The sequence below is a fragment of the Vibrio sp. KUL78 genome, from assembly GCF_059725505.1.
In genome coordinates this window covers 1,839,543-1,860,433 of record NZ_AP045838.1, presented here as the reverse complement: position 1 = coordinate 1,860,433, position 20,891 = coordinate 1,839,543, and the positions used below count along the sequence as shown (strand labels likewise).

23 protein-coding genes and 1 tRNA gene are annotated in these 20,891 nt (G+C 46.1%); 9 read left to right on the top strand and 15 right to left on the bottom strand.

From position 1 onward, the window contains the following. Positions 1 to 6: 6 nt before the first annotated feature. Entirely contained in the window at positions 7 to 606 is a 600-nt protein-coding gene (locus AC6I8Y_RS24685) for a DUF2913 family protein (RefSeq protein ID WP_234497272.1), read from the bottom strand. 63 nt (positions 607 to 669) lie between these two features. After that, positions 670 to 753, bottom strand: a tRNA-Leu gene (locus AC6I8Y_RS24680). A gap of 380 nt (positions 754 to 1,133) precedes the next feature. On the opposite strand from AC6I8Y_RS24680, the gene AC6I8Y_RS24675 reads away from it, so the two are divergent. Then, positions 1,134 to 1,592 carry a hypothetical protein gene (locus tag AC6I8Y_RS24675; protein WP_042470810.1) on the top strand — a complete coding sequence of 153 codons (459 nt, stop codon included), beginning with the start codon at positions 1,134 to 1,136 and terminating at the stop codon, positions 1,590 to 1,592. Continuing rightward, on the top strand, positions 1,592 to 2,623 hold the full coding sequence (locus tag AC6I8Y_RS24670; protein WP_042470807.1) for an HlyD family secretion protein: 1,032 nt from the start codon (positions 1,592 to 1,594) through the stop codon (positions 2,621 to 2,623). The genes AC6I8Y_RS24675 and AC6I8Y_RS24670 overlap by 1 nt, the downstream gene beginning before the upstream one ends. 117 nt (positions 2,624 to 2,740) lie before the next feature. Here AC6I8Y_RS24670 and AC6I8Y_RS24665 read toward each other — a convergent pair whose 3' ends face one another. Then, complete coding sequence (locus tag AC6I8Y_RS24665) at positions 2,741 to 3,034, bottom strand: hypothetical protein (RefSeq protein WP_394150125.1); 294 nt, start codon at positions 3,032 to 3,034, stop codon at positions 2,741 to 2,743. A gap of 442 nt (positions 3,035 to 3,476) precedes the next feature. On the opposite strand from AC6I8Y_RS24665, the gene AC6I8Y_RS24660 reads away from it, so the two are divergent. Further along, the gene (locus AC6I8Y_RS24660; protein ID WP_252016476.1) at positions 3,477 to 4,157 is read left to right on the top strand and encodes a hypothetical protein; all 681 of its coding nucleotides are present in this window, start codon (positions 3,477 to 3,479) and stop codon (positions 4,155 to 4,157) included. A gap of 117 nt (positions 4,158 to 4,274) precedes the next feature. Here the strand turns inward: AC6I8Y_RS24660 and AC6I8Y_RS24655 are convergent, their stop codons facing one another. Both AC6I8Y_RS24655 and AC6I8Y_RS24650 read right to left on the bottom strand, forming a co-directional pair. After that, the gene (locus tag AC6I8Y_RS24655) at positions 4,275 to 5,090 is read right to left on the bottom strand and encodes a hypothetical protein (RefSeq protein WP_394150122.1); all 816 of its coding nucleotides are present in this window, start codon (positions 5,088 to 5,090) and stop codon (positions 4,275 to 4,277) included. 335 nt (positions 5,091 to 5,425) lie between these two features. Then, on the bottom strand, positions 5,426 to 5,800 hold the full coding sequence (locus tag AC6I8Y_RS24650) for a YMGG-like glycine zipper-containing protein (protein ID WP_394150121.1): 375 nt from the start codon (positions 5,798 to 5,800) through the stop codon (positions 5,426 to 5,428). 276 nt (positions 5,801 to 6,076) lie between these two features. Between AC6I8Y_RS24650 and AC6I8Y_RS24645 the strand changes: the two genes are divergently transcribed. From AC6I8Y_RS24645 to AC6I8Y_RS24635, 3 genes are all read left to right on the top strand, one after another. Next, a complete protein-coding gene (locus AC6I8Y_RS24645) occupies positions 6,077 to 9,136 on the top strand; it encodes an efflux RND transporter permease subunit (RefSeq protein ID WP_498022131.1) in 3,060 nt (1,019 codons plus the stop codon). A gap of 157 nt (positions 9,137 to 9,293) precedes the next feature. After that, positions 9,294 to 9,446 (top strand): hypothetical protein, encoded by a 153-nt coding sequence (locus AC6I8Y_RS24640; RefSeq protein WP_234497282.1) that lies wholly within the window; start codon positions 9,294 to 9,296, stop codon positions 9,444 to 9,446. Positions 9,447 to 9,456: 10 nt separating this feature from the next. After that, entirely contained in the window at positions 9,457 to 9,603 is a 147-nt protein-coding gene (locus AC6I8Y_RS24635; protein ID WP_234497283.1) for a hypothetical protein, read from the top strand. Between the two features lie 40 nt (positions 9,604 to 9,643). On the opposite strand, the gene AC6I8Y_RS24630 is transcribed toward AC6I8Y_RS24635, so the two are convergent. The 6 genes from AC6I8Y_RS24630 to AC6I8Y_RS24605 form a co-directional block, all read right to left on the bottom strand. Next, the gene (locus tag AC6I8Y_RS24630) at positions 9,644 to 10,528 is read right to left on the bottom strand and encodes a DMT family transporter (RefSeq protein ID WP_252016464.1); all 885 of its coding nucleotides are present in this window, start codon (positions 10,526 to 10,528) and stop codon (positions 9,644 to 9,646) included. 136 nt (positions 10,529 to 10,664) lie between these two features. Continuing rightward, the gene (locus AC6I8Y_RS24625; protein WP_498022129.1) at positions 10,665 to 11,423 is read right to left on the bottom strand and encodes a hypothetical protein; all 759 of its coding nucleotides are present in this window, start codon (positions 11,421 to 11,423) and stop codon (positions 10,665 to 10,667) included. 76 nt (positions 11,424 to 11,499) lie between these two features. Next, a complete protein-coding gene (locus AC6I8Y_RS24620) occupies positions 11,500 to 11,949 on the bottom strand; it encodes a hypothetical protein (RefSeq protein WP_498022127.1) in 450 nt (149 codons plus the stop codon). Then, positions 11,946 to 12,323 (bottom strand): hypothetical protein, encoded by a 378-nt coding sequence (locus AC6I8Y_RS24615; RefSeq protein ID WP_394150111.1) that lies wholly within the window; start codon positions 12,321 to 12,323, stop codon positions 11,946 to 11,948. Before AC6I8Y_RS24615 ends, AC6I8Y_RS24620 begins: the two co-directional genes overlap by 4 nt. 65 nt (positions 12,324 to 12,388) lie before the next feature. Beyond that, positions 12,389 to 14,011, bottom strand: a complete 1,623-nt coding sequence (gene gntH / locus AC6I8Y_RS24610) for a guanitoxin biosynthesis MBL fold metallo-hydrolase GntH (RefSeq protein WP_498022125.1) — start codon at positions 14,009 to 14,011, stop codon at positions 12,389 to 12,391. 90 nt (positions 14,012 to 14,101) lie between these two features. Beyond that, entirely contained in the window at positions 14,102 to 14,620 is a 519-nt protein-coding gene (locus tag AC6I8Y_RS24605) for an outer membrane beta-barrel protein (protein WP_394150109.1), read from the bottom strand. A gap of 225 nt (positions 14,621 to 14,845) precedes the next feature. On the opposite strand from AC6I8Y_RS24605, the gene AC6I8Y_RS24600 reads away from it, so the two are divergent. Together AC6I8Y_RS24600 and AC6I8Y_RS24595 are read left to right on the top strand one after the other, a co-directional pair. Then, positions 14,846 to 15,691 carry a LysR family transcriptional regulator gene (locus tag AC6I8Y_RS24600; protein WP_128649843.1) on the top strand — a complete coding sequence of 282 codons (846 nt, stop codon included), beginning with the start codon at positions 14,846 to 14,848 and terminating at the stop codon, positions 15,689 to 15,691. Between the two features lie 99 nt (positions 15,692 to 15,790). Then, entirely contained in the window at positions 15,791 to 16,267 is a 477-nt protein-coding gene (locus AC6I8Y_RS24595) for a DM13 domain-containing protein (RefSeq protein ID WP_498022122.1), read from the top strand. Between the two features lie 190 nt (positions 16,268 to 16,457). On the opposite strand, the gene AC6I8Y_RS24590 is transcribed toward AC6I8Y_RS24595, so the two are convergent. Beyond that, positions 16,458 to 16,856, bottom strand: a complete 399-nt coding sequence (locus AC6I8Y_RS24590; RefSeq protein WP_234497295.1) for a hypothetical protein — start codon at positions 16,854 to 16,856, stop codon at positions 16,458 to 16,460. Between the two features lie 315 nt (positions 16,857 to 17,171). On the opposite strand from AC6I8Y_RS24590, the gene AC6I8Y_RS24585 reads away from it, so the two are divergent. Beyond that, positions 17,172 to 17,444, top strand: coding sequence for a hypothetical protein (locus tag AC6I8Y_RS24585; RefSeq protein WP_394150107.1), 273 nt, complete (start codon positions 17,172 to 17,174; stop codon positions 17,442 to 17,444). Between the two features lie 79 nt (positions 17,445 to 17,523). Here AC6I8Y_RS24585 and AC6I8Y_RS24580 read toward each other — a convergent pair whose 3' ends face one another. The 3 genes from AC6I8Y_RS24580 to AC6I8Y_RS24570 are packed head-to-tail and all read right to left on the bottom strand — an operon-like array spanning position 17,524 to position 20,721. Next, positions 17,524 to 18,498 carry a TAXI family TRAP transporter solute-binding subunit gene (locus AC6I8Y_RS24580; RefSeq protein WP_394150106.1) on the bottom strand — a complete coding sequence of 325 codons (975 nt, stop codon included), beginning with the start codon at positions 18,496 to 18,498 and terminating at the stop codon, positions 17,524 to 17,526. A 43-nt stretch (positions 18,499 to 18,541) separates the two neighbouring features. Then, on the bottom strand, positions 18,542 to 19,384 hold the full coding sequence (locus AC6I8Y_RS24575; RefSeq protein ID WP_498022120.1) for a beta-keto acid cleavage family enzyme: 843 nt from the start codon (positions 19,382 to 19,384) through the stop codon (positions 18,542 to 18,544). A 2-nt stretch (positions 19,385 to 19,386) separates the two neighbouring features. Continuing rightward, a complete protein-coding gene (locus AC6I8Y_RS24570) occupies positions 19,387 to 20,721 on the bottom strand; it encodes an aspartate aminotransferase family protein (protein ID WP_498022118.1) in 1,335 nt (444 codons plus the stop codon). Between the last annotated feature and the right edge of the window lie 170 nt (positions 20,722 to 20,891).

Sequence of the window (20,891 nt, the reverse complement as noted above, 5' to 3'; positions counted from 1 at the left end):
ATGACATTACTTATTGAGCGTCAAAGAGATACGAACGAAGTTTTCGTCTTCATATTGGATCTGATAACCGAAGATTTCATTCGCATATATTGTTCCTAAGAACAGGTGCTTTTCACGCACAGTGCCGCGGAACAGGATGGAGATGTCGGCAACAAGCTGGTTCTTCGTGCCAAAGTGAGCATTAAGATCATTGGACAACACACAAAGTAAACAGCCATTTTCGTCATGGCTAAGATCCACATCTTCAGGTGTAGAAAGAAGCGCTGTTGTACCCAGTTTCTTTTCTATTTCTCGGATCAGCAGCAAGTAGCTATCTAGATGTGGTTGCAGTGCTTCAGGTTTTGCCTCTACGGCTGTAAGCAGCACATCCTCTAGATCTACCTGAGACTTTTTAGCTTGCAGACTCATCGTCTTCAACTGCTTGCGAATCGCTTTATACTTATTGCTCTTTAGCTTGGGTTTCAGCCAGCGAACAAGTAACTCGTTCTTCTTTTCACGGTCGAAAAACGGAGATTTGCGATCAAGCTTTTGAAATTCGAGGTATAAAAGGGCGTGCAAAGACACCTCGGTCAATAGACGTATTGATTCCGAGTTAGACGTACTCATTTGCTTTGAACTGGATCCTTTGTTCTGCATTGTAGTCTGTAGGTAGTATAAGGAAAGGAATAATGGTGCCGAGAGAGGGACTCGAACCCTCACACCAAAGGCACTAGCACCTCATGCTAGCGTGTCTACCAATTTCACCATCTCGGCATCGATAATGCGGCGTGTTGCTGCATTTATTGACATCCACTTAATTAGTGGATGTTGAAATATTAACTGACGATTTTAGGCTTGTATAGCGTTTCGTTGGATAAATGTAGTGAAATCAGTTTGTTCGGTGAATAATTCATCACTTTGCGTATTTGACGCTCAAACCGTTGTTTTCTCTCATCCATCTCCCCCCATCCCTACTCACCATAAAGCAGCATGATTCATAAACCACATTTATGTTTAAAGCCAAGTTCAGGCTATGTATCCAAAAGTAACCGTTAGTTACTATGTTCACACCCAAGGCAATAGAGACTAAACAAAAACGACTTGGGATGTTTTCCAATCACATAGCTACGGAGAGCCTGAATGAAGGAGCTGACATGGTCAGACTACTAAAATCAGCATTACGATTGAGTGTTAAATCAATCGTTATCGTCGGCGGCTTTTTGTCGCTGAGCTACGCGTTTGCGCAGCTTTCTACCGTTCATGGTAAGACTTTGCCTGCGGAGTATTTTTCACAAGACCTGCCTAATATCTTAGGTCTGCTTAACTCCGAATTTTTTATGGGAATGATATTTGTCATTACCCTCTCAATCATCACATACGTACTTTATCTTCTTTGGCAATTGCACGAAGTGGCGGTACATCGCAGTCAATACATGCAAAGTGCGCAAGCAAACCTGGTGTTTGCATTGTCACTCTGCGGTCTGTTTATCGACAAACTATGGTGGGTACTCGCCGTCATTATCGCCTTTACCAACTGGGAAGCAGTAGCAAGTGCAGTGAGTAAAGTCATCAATGTGGGTATCCACGGCAAGAAAGATTCGGAGGAAGCGTAATGAAAGAGATCATGCTGCCTTACGTATTGATTATTTGGTTACTCGTTAAACTTGGCGTCATAAAGTGGACGCTCAGAAATGCGGTTATCAGTGTTGGCTTTGGTGCATTTCTAGCATTCATGCTATTTACCGCACACCGATTTTGGTCGCCTGCCGACCTCACAGACAGCACCACGGTAAAAGCACCGCATGCAGTCCTTAGCCCGCTTTTTGGTCAACAGGTTAAAGATATCTATGTGACCCATAACCAAGTAGTTAAAAAAGGTGACTTACTGTACACCCTAGAGTCAGAAGACACGGATGAAGAGCTTAAAAGCTTACAATCCAGTTTAGTTGCTGCAGAGCACCGCATTACTAGTATTCGCGAGCAAATCTCTATTGATGAAAAGAACTACAAACGCCTAGTGAATCTAGATGAGTTCAGCTCAGAACAAGAGCGCGATGAATTATACACCCAGATTCAAAAAGGCACTGCGGACTTAATGGCGGCAAAATCTGATGTGGACGGTATCAAGGCTCAGATCAACCAAAAGCAATGGTTGAACGACCGTAATCAAGTGAGAGCACCGTTTGACGGCGTTGTCGGTGTTATCAATATTGCCGAAGGTTCACGCACTGGTAACTTGCACTTGTTCGATACCAGTCGAAAATTTGTCGAAATGCGAGTGAGTGATCAAACGTATCGCTACATCGAACAAGGTCAGTTTGCGGAGTTCTTTGTCAACTCGCATCCGGGAGAGGTATTTAGAGGACGCGTACACAGTGTAACAAGCAACACTGGTGAAGCAGCGGTGTCGGCACATGGTTCAACTCAACACGTTAGACAGCATGTTGGCAACAACACCAGTACTCACGGGCGTACAGTCATCATTGAGTTTAATGAGCCAGAGGGCTACAACGTACCGCTTGGTGCCACAGGTTCAGGTTGGATTTCAGCCACTAAACCTACGCCAAAGCTCGGATTTATGGACATTATCGGCGGAGCAACCGTTCGATTAAAAGCCTTGAAGGCATACTTGAATGCTTTGTAATACAACCCGTTAACCCTTTTTGGACCCGCGCATAGTTGGAACTCTGATTGGAACTTGGAACGGAAACTTGGGTCTACCGCACCTCACTTAGTTGAGGTGCTTTTTTTTGCCAAAAATTTAATAATTTAACGCCTCTGAGACAATTTTTTCTTGGTGTTTTCGATACTCCACCGCCTTTTCCTGACTGCCAAAGCACCCTCTCGCGTACGGGTTAATCTTTCTTTGTGTTAGCTCGCCGTAGACGCTGTCCATCGTCACCTCTTCGTCACCAATCATGGTGCTATTTTCTGCCACATTACCCGTTTGTAATGCCGAGCAAAGATCATCACTTGAGACTCCGGATACATGGTCTACAGGTGCGCTGCATGCAGCCAGAATAAAAAGAGGGGAAATGGTCAAGATTGGCTTCATCGTTATGCTCCATGTTTAGATAACACGTATATAGGTTTGGGCTTTGTTAAGTTTAGACGAGGGATTGAGGAGCGATACTTGGGATATATGATAAATCTCTGAATCCTGTCTATTTGCCGAGTTGTAGCTTCTCCCTTGCAAGGGAGTGCGTATCTGGAAGGGGTGAGGCGAAGTCTATTCGAGCAAGGCGCTAGTTGTAAGGCCGCTCTACCCCCTCTAACTCCCCCTTATTAATGGGGAGAACTCCGGGCTAGCTCCTATCGTCGCATCGCCTTTGATTAACTAGTGGACGTGCGGTCTGAAGGGATGCTCATGCAACACAAAAAAGTCCCCGACCAATCAAAATACCGAATAGTTCCTAACTTAGACTTATCGCGTTTTCTAGGTACCTTTGTGCCGCTCCAATTATAGGAGTGAAAACAATAAAATAGGTAATAAGAAAATGAAAAAAACAGCAATCCTTCTCGCTATGACATCTGCATTCTCTGTAAACGCAATGGCTGAGGGCGTGACTGGCGGTATCGAGCTAGATGCTAAGTTCGTTGACGGTGTAAAAGAATACACAACCACTAACGGTTCTGGCATCAAAGCTTTCGTGGGTTACGAGGGATTTGGTCTTTCGGCAAAGCGTAAAGCAAACTTTGAGAACGAGTATAACGTTAACTACAAACACGACTTTGAAAGCTTCTGGCTAAAAGGTGAGTACGAGTTCGTCGATAAGAAAAGTGTTCAAGGCAATGTGAACGACCAAAACAAGTTTGGTGTTACTGTAGGCGGAAACGTTGCTGATATGTTTGATACATCACTTCGTTTGCGTAAGGATATTGACCTAAACTCAAACAATGGCAATGCTCGCGGCGACATCACTCGCTTTGACCTAGCTGCTGGTAGACAACTTACTGAACGCATGTATTTAAACGCTAAGTTAGTTGGTCAAAAGCAACATGAGAAAAAAGTGATTGCTGGCGATAAAAACAAAGACATGATCTACAACGTTGAGCTACGCGCGACGTTCAATGCTATCGACAACATGATCCCTTATGTTGAGATTGGTAACGAAGGTAAACACGGCACAGACAAACGTAATACCTACGGTAAAGTTGGCATCGTCTTCCCGTTCTAATTTTTTCAACTTCCTCTTATTCCAAGATATTCGAAGGAATGAATATCTTCTCTTCCATAGTAGAGCGTCCTTGCTCAATGAACAATCTAATCTGACCACTCGTCAAAGCTGCAGCTTCTAGAACTGATAGTTAAATTCCACTCTTTGGTCGCCGTCGAAATAGCTTTGCTCTTGAGTCCAATTAGCAAAATAGCGCACATTAAAACGTGGCGTGAACTGATAGGACACAGCAAACTCGTTAGTGAAAATAGAACCCATTCCTTGACCATAAGCATTTTCAACATAGGACTTTGAACCTGAGATCGTTGTCAGCCACATAGGATTGTAGTTCAACCATAGTTTGTCGGTAATCGCATACTTAGTATAAGCACCCACAACCGCGTAGGTTCCTGGGATGGTGTAACCGATGCTCTGCTGATCGATTTGGCAATCTACGCCGACATTAGCACAACCAGGAAACTCTCCATTTCGCACATTTACGCCAAGCCCCGCTAACGGGTATAGGTTCAAGTTGCCCAATTTTGGCAGCGCCTGAATAAAGCTATACGACGCATTTAAGCTCTCTTGCTCAACGTTGTAATTGAGATCAATTTGAGCGCCACGGCCATTGGTCGTGTTGACGCTGAAGTTACGAAAACGAACGCTATCAATAGAATTATCGCGATGGCTTGAACCTGACCAACCTAAGTACTCACCAGCGATACCCTTCACCTCGATGATATTCATTGCCATCGTTTCAGGGTTGCCCGTATCATAAGTTCGACCTACTTTGATGTTGAGACCCTTATCTGACGCACCCGCGCCCGCCTGGGTATATACCGCTAACGGATCAGACATATCCTGAACGTCATTATCAGAGTTTTGGTCTGCAAAAGAAGAAAAAGAAATCGTCGCAGCGATAGCCGCGCTTAAAATGGAAATGCTCGCACGCATGTAAACTCACCCTGAAGTTAAAAAACGCATCCTTATTCAGTGTGGTTCGAAAGTTAGCGACCACAGCACTTCAATCCTAAAGTGTGCGTGCAGCCTAAAGGGGGTGAACGGTGAGCTCAATTAACCGAAAGTTATAGTATTTATTCCGGCGAGATTATTGACCAAACTATTAGTAAATTAAAACAGAGACTTACTACATTTGACATAATCTCTGTGGCATTCTGAAAATGTAAGCGCGATCACTATGGGTTTTGGTCGTCTTATAGTCCAGCGGCCAGGGCTCCTTTCGTATTGACACTACAAATGGAATGCAGTGCCAATACGTGCGATTTTCTCTACCAAACATCGTCCAAGGTAGCGTCCACGATCGCATCCTCAACTAAGCTATCTTCATAATCCGCAATGATCGCATCCTCTACGATGGCTTCACCAACGATTCTATCCTCATAGTCGGAGATGATAGCCTCTTCAACAACGGCTTCGCCAATCAAAGCATCACACTCGGCATCATCATACGCCCCATCGACTACTCCTGCAGCGCCGCCAATCATAGCACCGGTTTTTGCATCACCAGCAATAGCGCCAACGACACCGCCAACGACTGCGCCTTCAACGGCATCGGTTACCACATTACCAGGCTCGCAAGGGTGATACGCGAAAGCAGAATGCGCGCCGAGCGCTAATACGCAGCCAATTAGTACTTTTTTCATTGTTTTCTCAGTATGTTGATGTGCATGGAGCACGATAGAAATGAAGCTGCACTTTAATGCGGCGGTACAAAACTGAGAAAATAGTTCCTATTGGGTGTATGAATACATCAAGATTATTTTTCGCAAGTTTCGTGAGACATGATGTCTATAAAAACTAGTTATTCGAATCTTCGATATTAACCAATCTAAATACAAATAGATGAAGTCTACGCTCATTTGAGAATGAAATTACCGAGGCGTACACTCGGCACAATTATTCATCAATGGGTAGCTGACATGTTTAAAATGTTCATAGAACGGCCAAAGTTTGCAATTGTCATTGCGCTTTTGATTTCACTTATAGGGGCAATCTCTGCCGCTAATTCTCCCATCGGGCGATACCCCGATGTTGCTCCTGTCACCGTCGAAGTTAGTACCTTTATGGACGGTGCTAGTGCCGACGTTATGGCAAAATCTGTTGCACCAGAGATTGAAAAGCAAGTCAACGGCGTGGCTGGTATGGAGTACATGAAATCCACCAGCGGCGCAGATGGCACCTACACCCTTGAAGTCGTTTTCGAGAGTGGTACTGACTCAGACAAAGCGGTTAACTTAGTTCAGAATCGTGTCAATCTTGCTCTGCCAGAACTGCCTGGCGATGTGATGCGAAACGGCGTCAAAGTGGAGAAGCTATCCAATGGTTTGATGCTTGGCATTTCGATTACCGACCCTTCAGGGAACGCCTCAGCCATTGATATCAGTGCGTTTGCTGGCGGACCGCTAAAAGAGAAAATCCAACGTATCAATGGCGTGTCAAAGATCGACGTGCTTGGCGAGAAGAAGTACTCCATTCGTGTCTGGCTCAACCCAGACAAAATGAAGTACTACTCTATCAATGTTAACGAAATAAATGACGCGATTGCTACTCAGAACAAGATTGCTTCTGCAGGTAGTTTAGTTGATGACAAATTGGAGTTTCCGATTACCGTTGAGGGTGGTTTAGCAACGCCCAGCGAGTTTGGAAATATTGTTGTCCGTACAGATGCACTCGGCAAAACCATCTTCCTAAGAGACGTCGCTAGTATCGAGCTAGGCAGCGAAATCTATACCGCCAATGCATACGGAGAGAATGCGGATGGTGCGGTATTGTTCATCTATAAGACGCCAGAAGCCAATGCTATGGACGTTGCCTCTGGTATTAAAACACTGCTCGCCGAGCCAAGCGACTACCAAATCAAAACGGTTTATGACGCCACTACCTTTATTGATGGCGCAATATACAACGTACTCGAAACCCTAGTGCTCGCGGTCGCTATTGTATCTTTGGTCACGCTCCTCTTTATGCAAAACTTTAGACTGACCTTGATTACAGTAACGGCAATTCCTGTTTCTCTAATCGGTACCTTTGCGGTTATGAGCGGACTGGGTATTCAAATCAACATCATTTCAATGTTTGGCTTGGTCATGGCCATCGGCATCGTTGTTGACGCAGCGATCATTGTTATTGAAAATGCCGAGCACCAGCTTCACGAACACCCTGAGATGACGGTAAAAGAAGCGGTTTCCAAAGCGCTGGATATTACTTTCTCCCCAATCATTGCCTCTATGTTGGTTCTGCTTGCCGTATTTACACCTTCTCTGTTTATCCCTGGTATGGCGGGCACGATTTATTCAGAATTTGGCATCGTGTTGTGTGCGTCTGTCGTTGTGTCCACATTGGTTGCGCTCACCCTTACGCCTGCGCTCTGCGCACTGTTCATGAAGCCGCCAAAGAAAAACGTCATCGCGAAATCGGTGGAATGGGTGATCACTCAAAAGATCAGAGCGTTTACTGGTTTGGCTTGGACCGCCACTCGCCTACCTATCCTAACTATCGCTTTACTAGCAGGTGGTCTTTACCTATCTGTTGAGCGTGGTGCAAGTTTGCCAACAGGCTTACTTCCAGAGGAAGACACTAGCGCAATCTTTGTCGTTGGCAGTTTCCCTCAAGGTACGGCTTTGTCTAAAACAGACGAGTATCTAGCTTCACTAACAGAGCAGCTTAACGCCCTACCTGGCGTCTCCACCAGCGTTGAGGCTTCAGGCTTCAACCTGCTGACCAATACCGCTGAGATGAGCAGCTTCATGATGTTGCTATCGCTTGATGAGATGCAAAACCGAGCCGCAAGCGATGCTGCCATCACTGAACAAGTCAATGAAGTACTTGCGTCCAATACTGATATTCAGGCCTTTGCATTTAAACCGCCAGTCATCCCAGAGCTTGGCATGGTAGATGGCGTTAACTTTGTATTACTTGCGCCTGAACTCAACCCGACCGAGCTATATCAGCTAACGATGGACTTTAACACACGTCTAATGGAAGACGAGCGCATCGGACTTGCTATGGGGCAGTTTGAAGTCACCAAGCCATCAATGAAACTCAACATCAAGCGCGATGACCTGCTCAAATACGGTGTCACCTTCGCTGACGTTGTAGAAGGAATGCAGACTCACTTCGGGGGGATGTACATCAACACCTTTAACATGGGCGGTCGTAACTACAAGGTGATGGTGCAAAACGATCCTAAGTACCGACTCGATCCAGAAGCATTGAAGAAAACCGGGCTTTCAAAGTCTAACGGTACTCGCATTACCTACGATAAATTCTTCGATGTAGAAGAGATCAAAGTCCCTAACTTCATCACTCGTTACAACGCAGAGCAAGGCGTATTTATCGACGTCATCCCGAGTGTCGCTTCCGGTCAAGCGATTGAGGCTATACAAGAATTAGCTGAAGAGTTTGGCTACCGCGTCGAGTTCACTGGAGCGGCAAAAGAAGAAGTCAGCGCAGGAAATACGGTCGCTATCGTAATGGGACTGGCGATGCTTATTACTTTCTTGGTATTGGTTGCCCAGTACGAATCATGGCTTATTCCGCTAGCCATCATGCTAACGGTACCTACTGCGGTTATTGGTATTGTGGAAGGCGTGATTCACATTAACGGTAACATCAACATCCTCACCCAACTATCTGCCATCTTGTTAATCGGCATGACAGTGAGGAACGCAATACTTATCGTTGAGTTTGCCAAGACACTTAGAGATGAGGGTGAGCTAACCATCAAGCAGGCAGCGGTACAAGCGCTACGCTTACGTGCACGCGCCGTGTTTATGACCGCATTCTCTTTCGGTGTCGGACTGATTCCACTGATGCTCGCTAACGCAGTAGGCTCTGGTGGTCAACAAGCTCTGGGCTGGGCGTCGTTTGGCGGAATTGTGACTGCGACGTTTGTTGGCTGCATTATGGCGAGCGTGTTCTTTGTGCTTATCCAGCAAATTCGAGAAAGGTTCAAGCCCTTTGCCATTCAAGCTATTTAAAACCTATGACGTTAAGGAGAGCTCCACTAGCAGCTCTCCTATTAGCGTAACTGATAGATACTAACTCGCACCATCTCGCCTTTCTGAGACAATAAGCCCATCCAAACACACAAACCTTGATTAACGGACTAATCACCTAAACCGATTAAACGAGGTCATGATGAAATATTTCCTAATCCAAAATGGTGCCAACCGCTTTGTTGTTGATTCTAGCGGCTTTAAACAGATCTGTGGCGAAGGCTGGTATGTTATCGATGTCACGATAGCTCCTTGCTACAAGTCAGCCGTTACTCTGTTTGCAGAATCGTAGCGGAGGTCTAATGGATATCGTATTGCAGCAAATGCACTACTGCTTAACCGACGATGCCAGCAATTGGCTGGTCATCGCGATTTCCGCGTTACTCGTCGTGCTTTGGTATGAACGTAAGCGCATCAAAGAGGCGATAAAGCAAGACAATACACATTAATCATGATGGGCAAGGAAATGAGTTCTCTGCCCCAATAGCTTTATGACTCCGCTTTTTTGGCGAAAGAAGAGAATGAAAAGCCCGTCACTAACATAGTGCCGCTAATAACCAATACGGTTCCGACTACTGTGTTGACACCTATCGGCTCTCCAAGAAACAGATTTCCCCACAAGATGCCAAACATTGGGATCAAGAAGGTTACCGATAGTGCCGATGACGGACCAATATCAGTAATCAATCTAAAGTACAGCAAGTAGGCCGCTCCCGTGCACACCACACCGAGCAGGACAACAGACAACCAAACTTCTTGTGTTGGCACTTCTCGCATCGGGACAAAAGGGATTAACGGTAAAACAATCAAGCACGCCGCCCACATACTTCCGTGAGCGTTATTAAACGCCGGAACCGACGGTGCGTTTTTCGCATAATTGGTCGCGATACCATAGCAACACGCCGCCATGACACCGGCAATAATTGGCAGTGTGGCCTCTTCTCCGATGCGGACAGCATCCCAACCAACTAATACCGCTACACCAATAACACCAACTAATAACCCTAGTGCACCGCGCTTGGTAAGTGGCGTTTTTGTCCAGAAGACTCCAATCACAGCCCCCCAAATGGCGGCCGTAGAGTTAAGGATCGACAAGGTCGAGGCATTTAATGTTTGAGCCGCGTAGGCAAATAGCAGAAATGGCAGCGCGGTATTAAAAAGCCCAATAGTGAAAAAGTGGCGGGTATGCTTGGTGAACTCAAGCTTCTTTTTTAGATAGAGACTTATAACGAGCAGAGCAATCGCTGCAAAGAATACTCTAGCCTCTATCAGAACCGCTGGTCCCATCACGTTGGCCGCTATACGCATAAATAGAAAGGAACCGCCCCATATTGAAGCAAGAAGAATCAACCTTAAAAAACTCGCTAAGTCCATCTGTCTGTCTTTGTAGTAGTAATTTTCCCCTACTTTGCGCCATGGATATTTAAATCACAACCCCCACTTAGGTCTTATTTGGATTAGAGATCCGAAAATGGCTGGGATAGCCTACTAACATACCCAGCCACCTACACTAATACTTAAAAGACACCCCGAACTGCACAGCTTTTTCCTCAAAATGATGGTCATCAAAGGCTTTGTTTGTCTGTCTATACTCAACATACGGCTGTAGCTTAGTGTCGGTATAGGTGAGCCGAGCTTCGTAATGTAAATTGGTATCGTTATCTAAAACTAAGTCTGATTCAAACTGCTTCTGAACCACGTAGTTAAAAGAAAACTCCGCAACGTGTCCCAGTTCATAATTAAATACTAAGTCCATTCGTCCAAGCTGACTCCTTTTTGAAGAGTGGTGATGTTCATGATGAACACCGTGATCATGGTCATGATCATGACCCCCACCTAAACTAATCTTGCTGTTGCCGTAGTCGTAACCAAGACGGCCTTTTAGCGACAGTTCATGACTCACTTGATAGTCAAGACCAATACGTGCGCGAAGTTCATTGCTATCAAGATAACCTCCTTGAGCATACGCGCCATAAGCGAACCAACCAATATTGTCAGTTGGGTTAAAATACTTACCCCCACCCAGTTGGTGAAACTCATGGGCTCCCGTTTCCGCCTCACCGTAGACAAATACACCAGAGTCATCCATCCAGACGCCTTCGATGCCGTATACTCGCTCTGTGTCGTTGTCGCTGTGACCATGGTGCTGCTCATCGGCAAAGTAGACTTCTATATGTGAGCCATTGGAAATATCGACATTGCCGTGAGAAAAAGCGAAGGTTGGTAGCGTCAGCGTCGATAGGAAAAGAAATGATCGTTTGAAATTCATTGTTGTTTCTCTTTAGAAAGCGGTTCTCACTCCTTAAATACCGCTCAATAGTTAGTAGATTGGGTTGTTAAAACGGTTACGCTTCAGGCTTATCTTGTGACTTTTCACTTCCTGATAGCTTTATTTGGCGATTGAACTCTCTATCAGCCAGTTCTTGCTCGTCATATAAGTCCTCTAGTACCACTTGACCCATCGCCATCACGTCAAAGAACTGATCTTTGCAATAGTCACTGGTCCATTTGGGTAGCATTTCTGGATCGTTAGCGATGTCCTTTACATGGTCTGCTGCAAAATGCGCATAGTGTTCAAACAACTCCTCATCTGTGCCATTTGCAACCCATGCCAGCTTTTTAAACCACACCGCAGACTGCTCTTCGGATATGTGTTCGTTAACTTTGCAAACCGACATTGCCACCAGCGATTCGGTGTAGTTCTCATAATGCGGCAAGGTGTTGTGGACGTGAGCGCCACAAGCAATAGCCAAAGTTGGAATCAGTGCTACCAAACCAGTTACGACTTTCTTCATAGCGATTTCTCCTCAGGTTGAGTACACATTTGTTTGACATGACCTTTCTGCTCGGCTTCTTGAATCAGTTTTTCCCCAAGGCTGACGCCCTGTAGATACATTTCATCTTCTTCACTGAAGGTATAAGTTTCATGAAGTACTTCTTTTGACAGCCCTTCAATGGTTTCTCTAATCATCATGGCGTTTTGAAGTGAATACTCCTTGCTCATCGAGCCTAGCTCTACACAGTATGCATTTACCCTCTCTACAGCCGCCGCGGCCATTACGGCATTATCTCGGCTAAAGAGTGTGTCGTGATCATGTTGCGCGGCATGAGCTGCGGTACCAATCAGGCTCAAGCTCATCAATGTGAAAGTGGTCATTCGTCTAAACATAATGTGGTCTCAATAAAAAAAGCGGTTGGAACACGGGCATCGTGCGCGATACCCGCCAGTCTGGGTTATTGTTGTTTTGTATTGTCTTTGCGAGTATCACGATAAGGGTCTGCAGACTCTTTTCTGTGGATAGAACGCGGCTCTAAGCCATGCGCTTCACGCATTTCATCCACCATTCGTTGCTTCTCACCCATGCCGCGTTTCATGCTCTCTGGTAACACTTCCGTCGGCACAATAAGGTCACGATCCAGCGGCCACTCTTTTAGCAATTCTGGGTGATAACCTTCTGGGTAATACAAAGCTTCATCAATCTCGAGGTCTCTGATCTCTTGTTCTTGAATGTCTGCTCGCGAGTTTTTAGGAACAGGTACTCGGAACACTTCACCATCATTAAGGTTGAACTGAGGCGCTCGGTTGTTTGGAAAATCTGGAATGATCCCCTCTCGTACCCAAGCTTTCTCAGGGGTAATGTTGGCAATGATCATGTCTGGCGCGCCAAAGTGGTAAGGTCCCTTCCAGTGCTCACGGACCTGCGCTACGGTCTCATTGTTGTAATAAGGGTCGAACTCCATGTGTGTGGTCATAAACAGCCTTGGCTGTACTTGATTTGCAAGCCAACCCGCCGCGTAGCCAGACGTGTGATGAGTATCGATGGTATAGCGCGTCAAGAAAGCTGGAACACCTTGTACGATAGACGCAAGCCCAACCAACTCGGTTTGCACTTCGGTGACAAACAGATCGCAGCCTTTGCCATATTCAATGTCAAGTTCGGTCGGTCGACCATCGCCTGTCCATACAAAACATAACGACTCTTCTTCACTGATCGTCCAATCGAGCCTGTAAGCAGATGCGCCATCTTTCGCGTGTGAGCGACGCCAGTGAGAGACTTTGACACCGTCAACGTCGTAGATAACGCCGCCATCGTCTTTAAAGTCGTACTCCACTACTTCAATATCGTTGCCTGAAGGGAACACATCAAAGGCATCTTGGTGCCACGAAAGCATCTGAAGCATGCCCTCAACCATGTGACGTGTTCCGTCTTCTGGATTTCGACCTGACGGGCCATAGATGGTTAGTGGTTTTTCCCAGCGACCGTTCCATCCACCAAACTGGTACAGGTACGGTAATGAACCGAAGTGGTCGACGTGTAGGTGTGTGATAAAGACCTTATCAAGTTCATTTAAAGCTACGCCAGCACCGATGTAGTTGGCGATCGACGCTTCGCCCAAGTCGAACACAAAATTGTCGCCGTTACCCAGTTCTACATAGATAGATGTATTCGCCTGACCAGGTCGAATCATTGGCGACGTACCCATGAACGTCACGCGCATCTCGTTGTGCTGAACCTGTTCTGTTCGAGGAAACCAGTTTGCTGCGGTAACCATATGATCCATCGGCTCGATACCATCAAACATCAGCCCCTCTTTCCAGAGCTCTTCACCCGTTTGAATGTCCGTTTTGAGACCGCCTTGTAAAATGGCGTGAATCTCCTCAGGCGACGAGTATATTTTCCCACCCTGCTTCATCAGCTCATCCGTACTGACATTTTGTTCGTAGTTGTAGTGCTTGTAACCTGAAAAACTGGCCGAATTTTCAGATTGATAGTGCTCGAAAGGGTTCTGTGCAAATACCGCGCTCGACATGAGAATCGCGCCCGTCATAACACTTAATTGGTGAATTTTTCGCATAGTGATCTCTCCACGCCCACAATGTGAGGCTGGTGACTAAAAGTTGAGGTTTAAGCAGCGGGCTACCCCGCTATTTGGTTTAGGGTGACGCTATAAGGGCAGTCGAAAACCGACCAGCAATGTATTCTCAGGTAGGAAACGTGCGTCGGTATGGGAAGTGTGAATGTCGGTTTTAAACTCAGCATAAACGGGGACTTGTTGGTGCTGCACTCGAAGACCGATGTTAGAGCTGAATCCTAGATGACCGCCTTTGTCTGTAGCTTTGCGATCTTCATTATTCATAACACCCGTCGTCATGCCGCCTTCTACAAAAGGACGAAGTTCAAAGCTGTTTGGTAAAGCAAAGTTGTAGCCAAGCTCAAGAGCAAAACCGCCACCGGTATAATCAATACTGCTGTCCGTACCTTTATAAAGATCGAAATTGATCCCCAAGTATTGATTTAGCTCCAGACCGACTGTGGCATTGACTGCTGAATGGTTGCCTTCAAGGGATGAATAGCCTAAACCGCCTCTAAACTTAAGATCTGACTCAGGGGAGTGAGCTTTCGCTGCGCCAGTGAATACCAGCGCTGACAACGCCATAATAGAAATGATACGAGTGTTTTTCATTGTTTGAGTTCTCTTAATCTCTGAATAACCAATCACCTCCTTGTGTCGTTGAGAGCAAGTTTAAACATCCATAAAAATGATATAAATAAAGCCTAAACCCATTTAAATATAAATATAATTTATATTTAAATACTGCGATGTCCTAGATGTTCACGCTGTTTCCCCCAATTGACAGCACTCAACCCTCTGCTAGGATAGAGATATCATCCATCAAATCAGTTTGTTATGGACTTAAACCTACTCTCAACGTTCAGCGCAGTTTATCGCCATCGCTCTATCACCATTGCAGCGGAAGAGTTGGAGCTTACACAACCGGCCGTTAGTGCCGCATTGAAACGTTTGGAAGGCGTCGTAGGCAAAACTTTGTTCGTGCGCTCAGGTAGAGGCATTGCACCGACTGGTGCCGCGGTAGCTTTAGCGGATAAAATTGAAATGCCGCTTGCCGTTCTAGAAACGATAGAAAAACGACAAGAGATAACAAAGGTCTACTGCAGCGAGGCATTGATGCACTTGGTTTGTGACCTTCCAGGACTGTCATTCATCGAAGCGCCATTAAGTGAAGAGCAGCTTTTGGCGGATATAGACTCACAAAAAGTTCACCTTGCGATTGATATTGCGACGAGTATGAGCCAAGCCCATATTGTAGAGGATATTTTTGATGAGCCTGCCGTGTGTGTATGTAGAAAAGATCATCCAGACATCGGTGACACTCTGTCTTATGAGGAATATTTCAACGCACAGCATATCGCACTAAAAATTCGCCGTAACAACGTCAACATGATGGACTTCCTATCGGAAAAACCTAGCCCGCACAGAGTGGTTAAAGCGGAAACAGGCTCAGTTTCTAGCATGTTGGCATTGGCAGCAACAACCAACCTTCTTGGTGCGTCAACGCTCTCGCTTGCAAACCATTTGGCGCCAATGCTTAACCTAAAGGTGTTCCCTATTCCATTAGAAATACGCAACGTCCAACATCGAATGATCTATCATCGCCGATTCATAAACGATGCCGATCACAAGGCAACACGTGAGACACTCAAAGCGGTCATCCAAAACAATCAATATCAATAAATAAGAGCACTTATTACGTTAACGAAGTTGATGAGCGCATCAAGCTTGCACTATGGTTAACACTAGAAGTGACAACGTCGTAACGTCAAAGGAGTGACTGTGAAACGAGTAATTCTACTATTTACCCACCTCGGGGCTCTGTTCTTTGGGTTCATGCTCGGCATCTATGTATTGCCGATCTTGACTCAGCCAGAATCGCCATCAGAAGAGATGGTTCGTTCGCAATCTAACGCCATCCTCTATCAGGGAGAGTTTGATAAAAACCGCCAAGACAGCGATTTTCTTCATTGGGGGGAAGGAACCATCAGCTTCTCAGCAGACAGTGCTATTTTCGTTGGGGAACTGGCACCGGGGCCAGACTACAAGCTTTACCTATCGCCGACCTACGTTGAGACCGAAGCTGACTTTATGGCAGCCAAAGCATCCATGTTGCAGGTGGGAGATGTGAAAACATTTGATCGCTTCTTGATTCCAATCCCAGAGCAAACCGATTTGAGTCAGTATCAGGCCGCGATTATTTGGTGTGAGAGTTTTGGGGAGTTTATTACTTCAGCCAAACTAGCAGGAATGCCCTAATAACAAATACTTAGTTGGAACTGTGAACACAGTTCCAACTCACCATAGCACTAACATTGCGCTCACCTCACCCTGACAAAGGATAATGCAAGTCGATGCACTATGGCGATGCCTTAAGCACCTAGTGCATGTGTTATGCGTGTAACTCGAGGCAATACCCCCTTTTGTATTGCCTCTTTTTTTATCTCTGTTAGAACTTCCAAGATACACCTAAGTCCACACCAACTCCGACATCGGCACCATCGTTAAACTTCACCTCTGGTGTTGCAAACAGATCCACATCTAAGTTTTTCACTGGCTCCCAACGAAGACCGACAGGCGCGTGAATATCAACGCGTTCGCTGTTCCAGTTATAACCGACACCACCCTCGACAAACCAGCTGATATTGTGTTCAGCAGAAATCGGTTTTTCTAAGAAAGCAAAACCACCATTCACATAGTTGTCTTTAACACCAACAATCACCTTATCGAACTGGAAGGTCACACCGCGTTTGGTATCCGCACCTAACTCAAATGCTTGTGCTGTCGTTGTCAATGCCAAAATACCAGTAGTTGCTAGTGCTAGTTTTGTGATGAATGTTTTTTTCAAAGTCGTTGCCTCAATCAAGCCATCCTAAGCGGTTCAGTCCTCAATAATGGGAGTCGGACACAATGCGATTCCTGCTGGGCATGTTGTTATTTACCCGTCGTTAGCAGCTTCTCATTTGTGTGTTCGACCAAGTGATGGAGCGTATTTTAGAGCTGAATGATTTTTGTACTTACCATTTCGTGCCACGATGATGAAAAGCATTCGACGTCTACTAGGAAACATAAATATGATTAATGGTACAAACCTATATAACTACCTATATCTAAAATGACTTGGTGGTTAATCTAGTTAGCAAGCCACAAAGAAGAGAAAACGATGACGACACTTAACCCTTATGAGCAATCAAATCAAGATAATGCTCACGCATCTCCATTCTGGATCGGAACACAGATGCGCAATGTAAGACAGGGAGTCGCCGCCGCCAATGAACTGGAGTTAGAACATATACAACGTGCTTATCAAAGCTGGGAAAACCTCGTTGCTTATGGCATGGCGCCGTCAATGATTTGCCATCTCGCTGATATCACACCCGCAGATCTGATTCATATTCGCTATCTCGCGACACGTCAGATAAAGACAGAAATTTAGAGTTAGCAAAAAGAGAAAACCCAACGCGGAAGCGTTGGGTTTGTTGTTTTCAAGGGTAAGGTTTAGAGATACGAGTTAGTTACTTCAACAAACCCACCTCTTTGTAGTACTTCTCAGCCCCTGGATGAAGAGGCGCAGAAAGGCCATCTTTGATCATCTCTTCTTTCTTCAGGTTCGCGAAAGCAGGGTGAAGTCGTTTAAAGTCATCGAAGTTTTCAAATACTGATTTAACTATGTTGTAAACCACATCCTCTGGCACAGCAGTAGATGAAACAAACGTCGCACCAACACCAAAGGTCATAGCGTCCGCATCGTTACCTTTATACATGCCACCTGGCACCGTTGCTACGCGATAGAAGCTGTTGTCTGCCACCAGCTTTTCAACAACTGGACCTGCGACGGTCACAATCTTGCTGTCGCACGATGTAGTCGCTTCTTTGATTGCGCCGCTTGGGTGTCCTACGGTGTAGATCATCGCGTCAATCTTGTTATCACAAAGCGCTTTCGACTGTTCTGATGCTTTGAGCTCTGATGTCAATTTAAAGACATCCATGCCCCAGCCGTAGCCATCCATCAGAACTTCCATGGTACCGCGCTGACCTGAGCCCGGGTTACCAATGTTTACTCGCTTACCTTTTAGATCCTCAAATGTCTCAATACCTGAATCAGCGCGGGCCACAACCGTGAACGGTTCTGGGTGAATAGAGAATACGGCACGCAAGTCTTTGTATGCACCAGCATCTTCAAACTTACTTGTGCCATTGTAGGCGTGGTATTGCCAATCGGATTGAGCGATACCCAGATCCAACTCGCCTGCTCGAATCGTGTTGATGTTGTAAATTGAGCCACCCGTACTTTCTACCGAACAACGAATCGAATGGTCGGCGCGGTTCTTATTTACTAGGCGACAAATCGCACCTCCAGTAGGATAATACACGCCCGTTACGCCACCAGTACCTATTGTCACAAATCGGTCTTGAGCTTGCGCGAGGGTCGCTCCGCCCATTGCCATACATACAGCGGACACGGTTAACATGGTCTTCAATTTGGTCATAAGTATTCCTTTTCCTGTCGTAGGGGTCCTAACCGGTGACTCCTTAACTACCGGTCGAAGTGAGATGGTATTTCAACCTTTCGGCTGTCATTCGTTCAATGTTGAGCGCACTTGCTGTCTCTACCAACTGAGAGACCAAAGTAGCGTTGTTCGGGGCGATAGCACCTTGATTGTCATAATGATTATTTTCAAACCCAACACGAACATCAGCCCCCATAAGCATAGCAGCGGTTAAACACTTGTGTTCAAATTGACCAAATGCGCACACTGCCCAACGGTGATCGAGCTCAAATAATTGCGATCCAAGTATAGTGATAAGATCGCTCGGATAAGCTACCTGCCCATCGCTATATCGCCCTAGTACCAATAGCAAATGGTGATGATAGTTAGGCAACACCCCTTGAGATAACCACTGTAAGTAACGCCGTAAATCATGATTATCGTAGAGTATGTATTGCGATAAGATCCCCTGCTCAGCCACCCAGTGAAAAAAAAGACTCGCTGAAGCAGTGTCACTCTCATCAGGAATGAGTTCTCTCAACGCGAAAGAGGCCGCTTCTGGCTTTACCGCTCTTATCAGCGCCTGCTGCTGCGCAGGACTGTATTGACCGACAGCCTCCGTGGTGAGTTGCACCAGAATACTGTCGTCAACCTTGTCTTTTAGCGCTTCATAAAGTGGGAGGTTGTCTTCTATCTCAAGCGAATGCTGGCCAGTTCGCTTACGAGCATGAAGATGCACCATGGCAGCTCCCGCATCTCGACAGGCGATCACCTCATCTATTATTGATTGCTGCGCTATCGGTATATTAGGGTGGTCCTCTTGAGTCTTACGAGCGCCATTGGGAGCGACAATGATGGCCGTTTGGGATGGCTGAAACAATGACATATTTAGCGCCCCCATTGATTAGCGGCAAGACTAAGCGACACACTGAGCTTTGAAACTAACTCATCAAGCTCTGACTCTGAAATGATGAAAGGCGGTGCGAGCAAGACGTGGTGCCCGAGCCTACCATCTATCGTTCCAGACATGGGATAACACATAAGGCCATTGTCCATCGCTATCGACTTCACCCATTTATGTGCTTGTGTTTCTATAGCTAACGGCGCTTTGGTTTCTCTATCTGCCACTAGCTCTATACCCACAAATAGCCCCCTCCCTCGAATATCACCGACAAATGGCAGTTCACCAATGGTATCTTGGAGTCTCGACTGCAGCCCTTGCCCCTTGCTGAAGACCTGTGTAATCAAACTATCATCGACAATAGTGTCTATGGTTGCTAACGCTGATGCGCACGCCATCGGGTGGCCCATAAATGTGTGGCCATGTTGAAAGAAGCCTGAGCCATTGGCGATTTGATTGTAGATTTTCTCATGAGCCAACACTGCCCCAATAGATTGATACCCCGCGCCTAGTCCCTTAGCGACGGTAACAAGATCAGGCACCACAGCGTCTTGCTCGAAAGCAAAAAATGACCCTGTTCGTCCGATACCGCACATCACTTCATCAAGAATAAGCAGTACATCATATCGGTCACATATCTCTCGAATGCGCTGTAAATAACCCGCTGTTGCTGGCACCGCGCCAGCGGTTGCCCCAACGACCGGCTCGGCGACGAATGCCATGACATTTTCAGCGCCCAGGGCCAGGATTTTACTCTCAAGCTCATTCGCCACCCTCAGGCTATATTCCACCTCAGTTTCCGAATCCAGTTTGTCACGATAGGCATAGCAAGGGGCGATATGATGGCTGGTCGAGAGCAGAGGCCTAAAGGGCTCCCGACGCCACTCATTACCGCCAACAGCGAGCGCTCCTAGAGTATTCCCGTGATAACTTTGCCGACGAGCAATAAACTGAGTCTTTTGTGTTTTGCCTTGTTCGACAAAGTACTGACGAGCCATTTTCAGCGCGGCCTCCACGGCCTCCGAGCCACCACACACAAAATACACATGCTTTAGTGGGTTAGGCGCGAGCTCCACCAAGCGGTCCGCTAATCGTTCACTACTCTCGGTGGTAAAAAATCCGGTGTGGGCATAAGGAATGCTCTCAAGCTGATTTCGAATCGCCTGCTTTACTCTGGGATGACTGTGCCCCAAATTAGACACCGCAGCTCCACCACAACCGTCTAGATATGCCTTGCCGTTGGTATCATAAAGATAGACCCCGTTACCATGACTCACGGTTGGCAACTGCCCTCGGCAACTACGATGAAATACACTACTCATGGTTCCCCTCGGATGTGGTGAGTTATTCGTTAATAGTTGTTTGCTTTAAGGGGTTTTACAAACTTAAACACAAGAAATTGATGTGACGGGAATCTTGAAAATACAATTTAGGCACAGAATGAAAAAAGCCCCCTGAAGACAGGGGGCTATCGATGAAGCTTCGTTGTTTA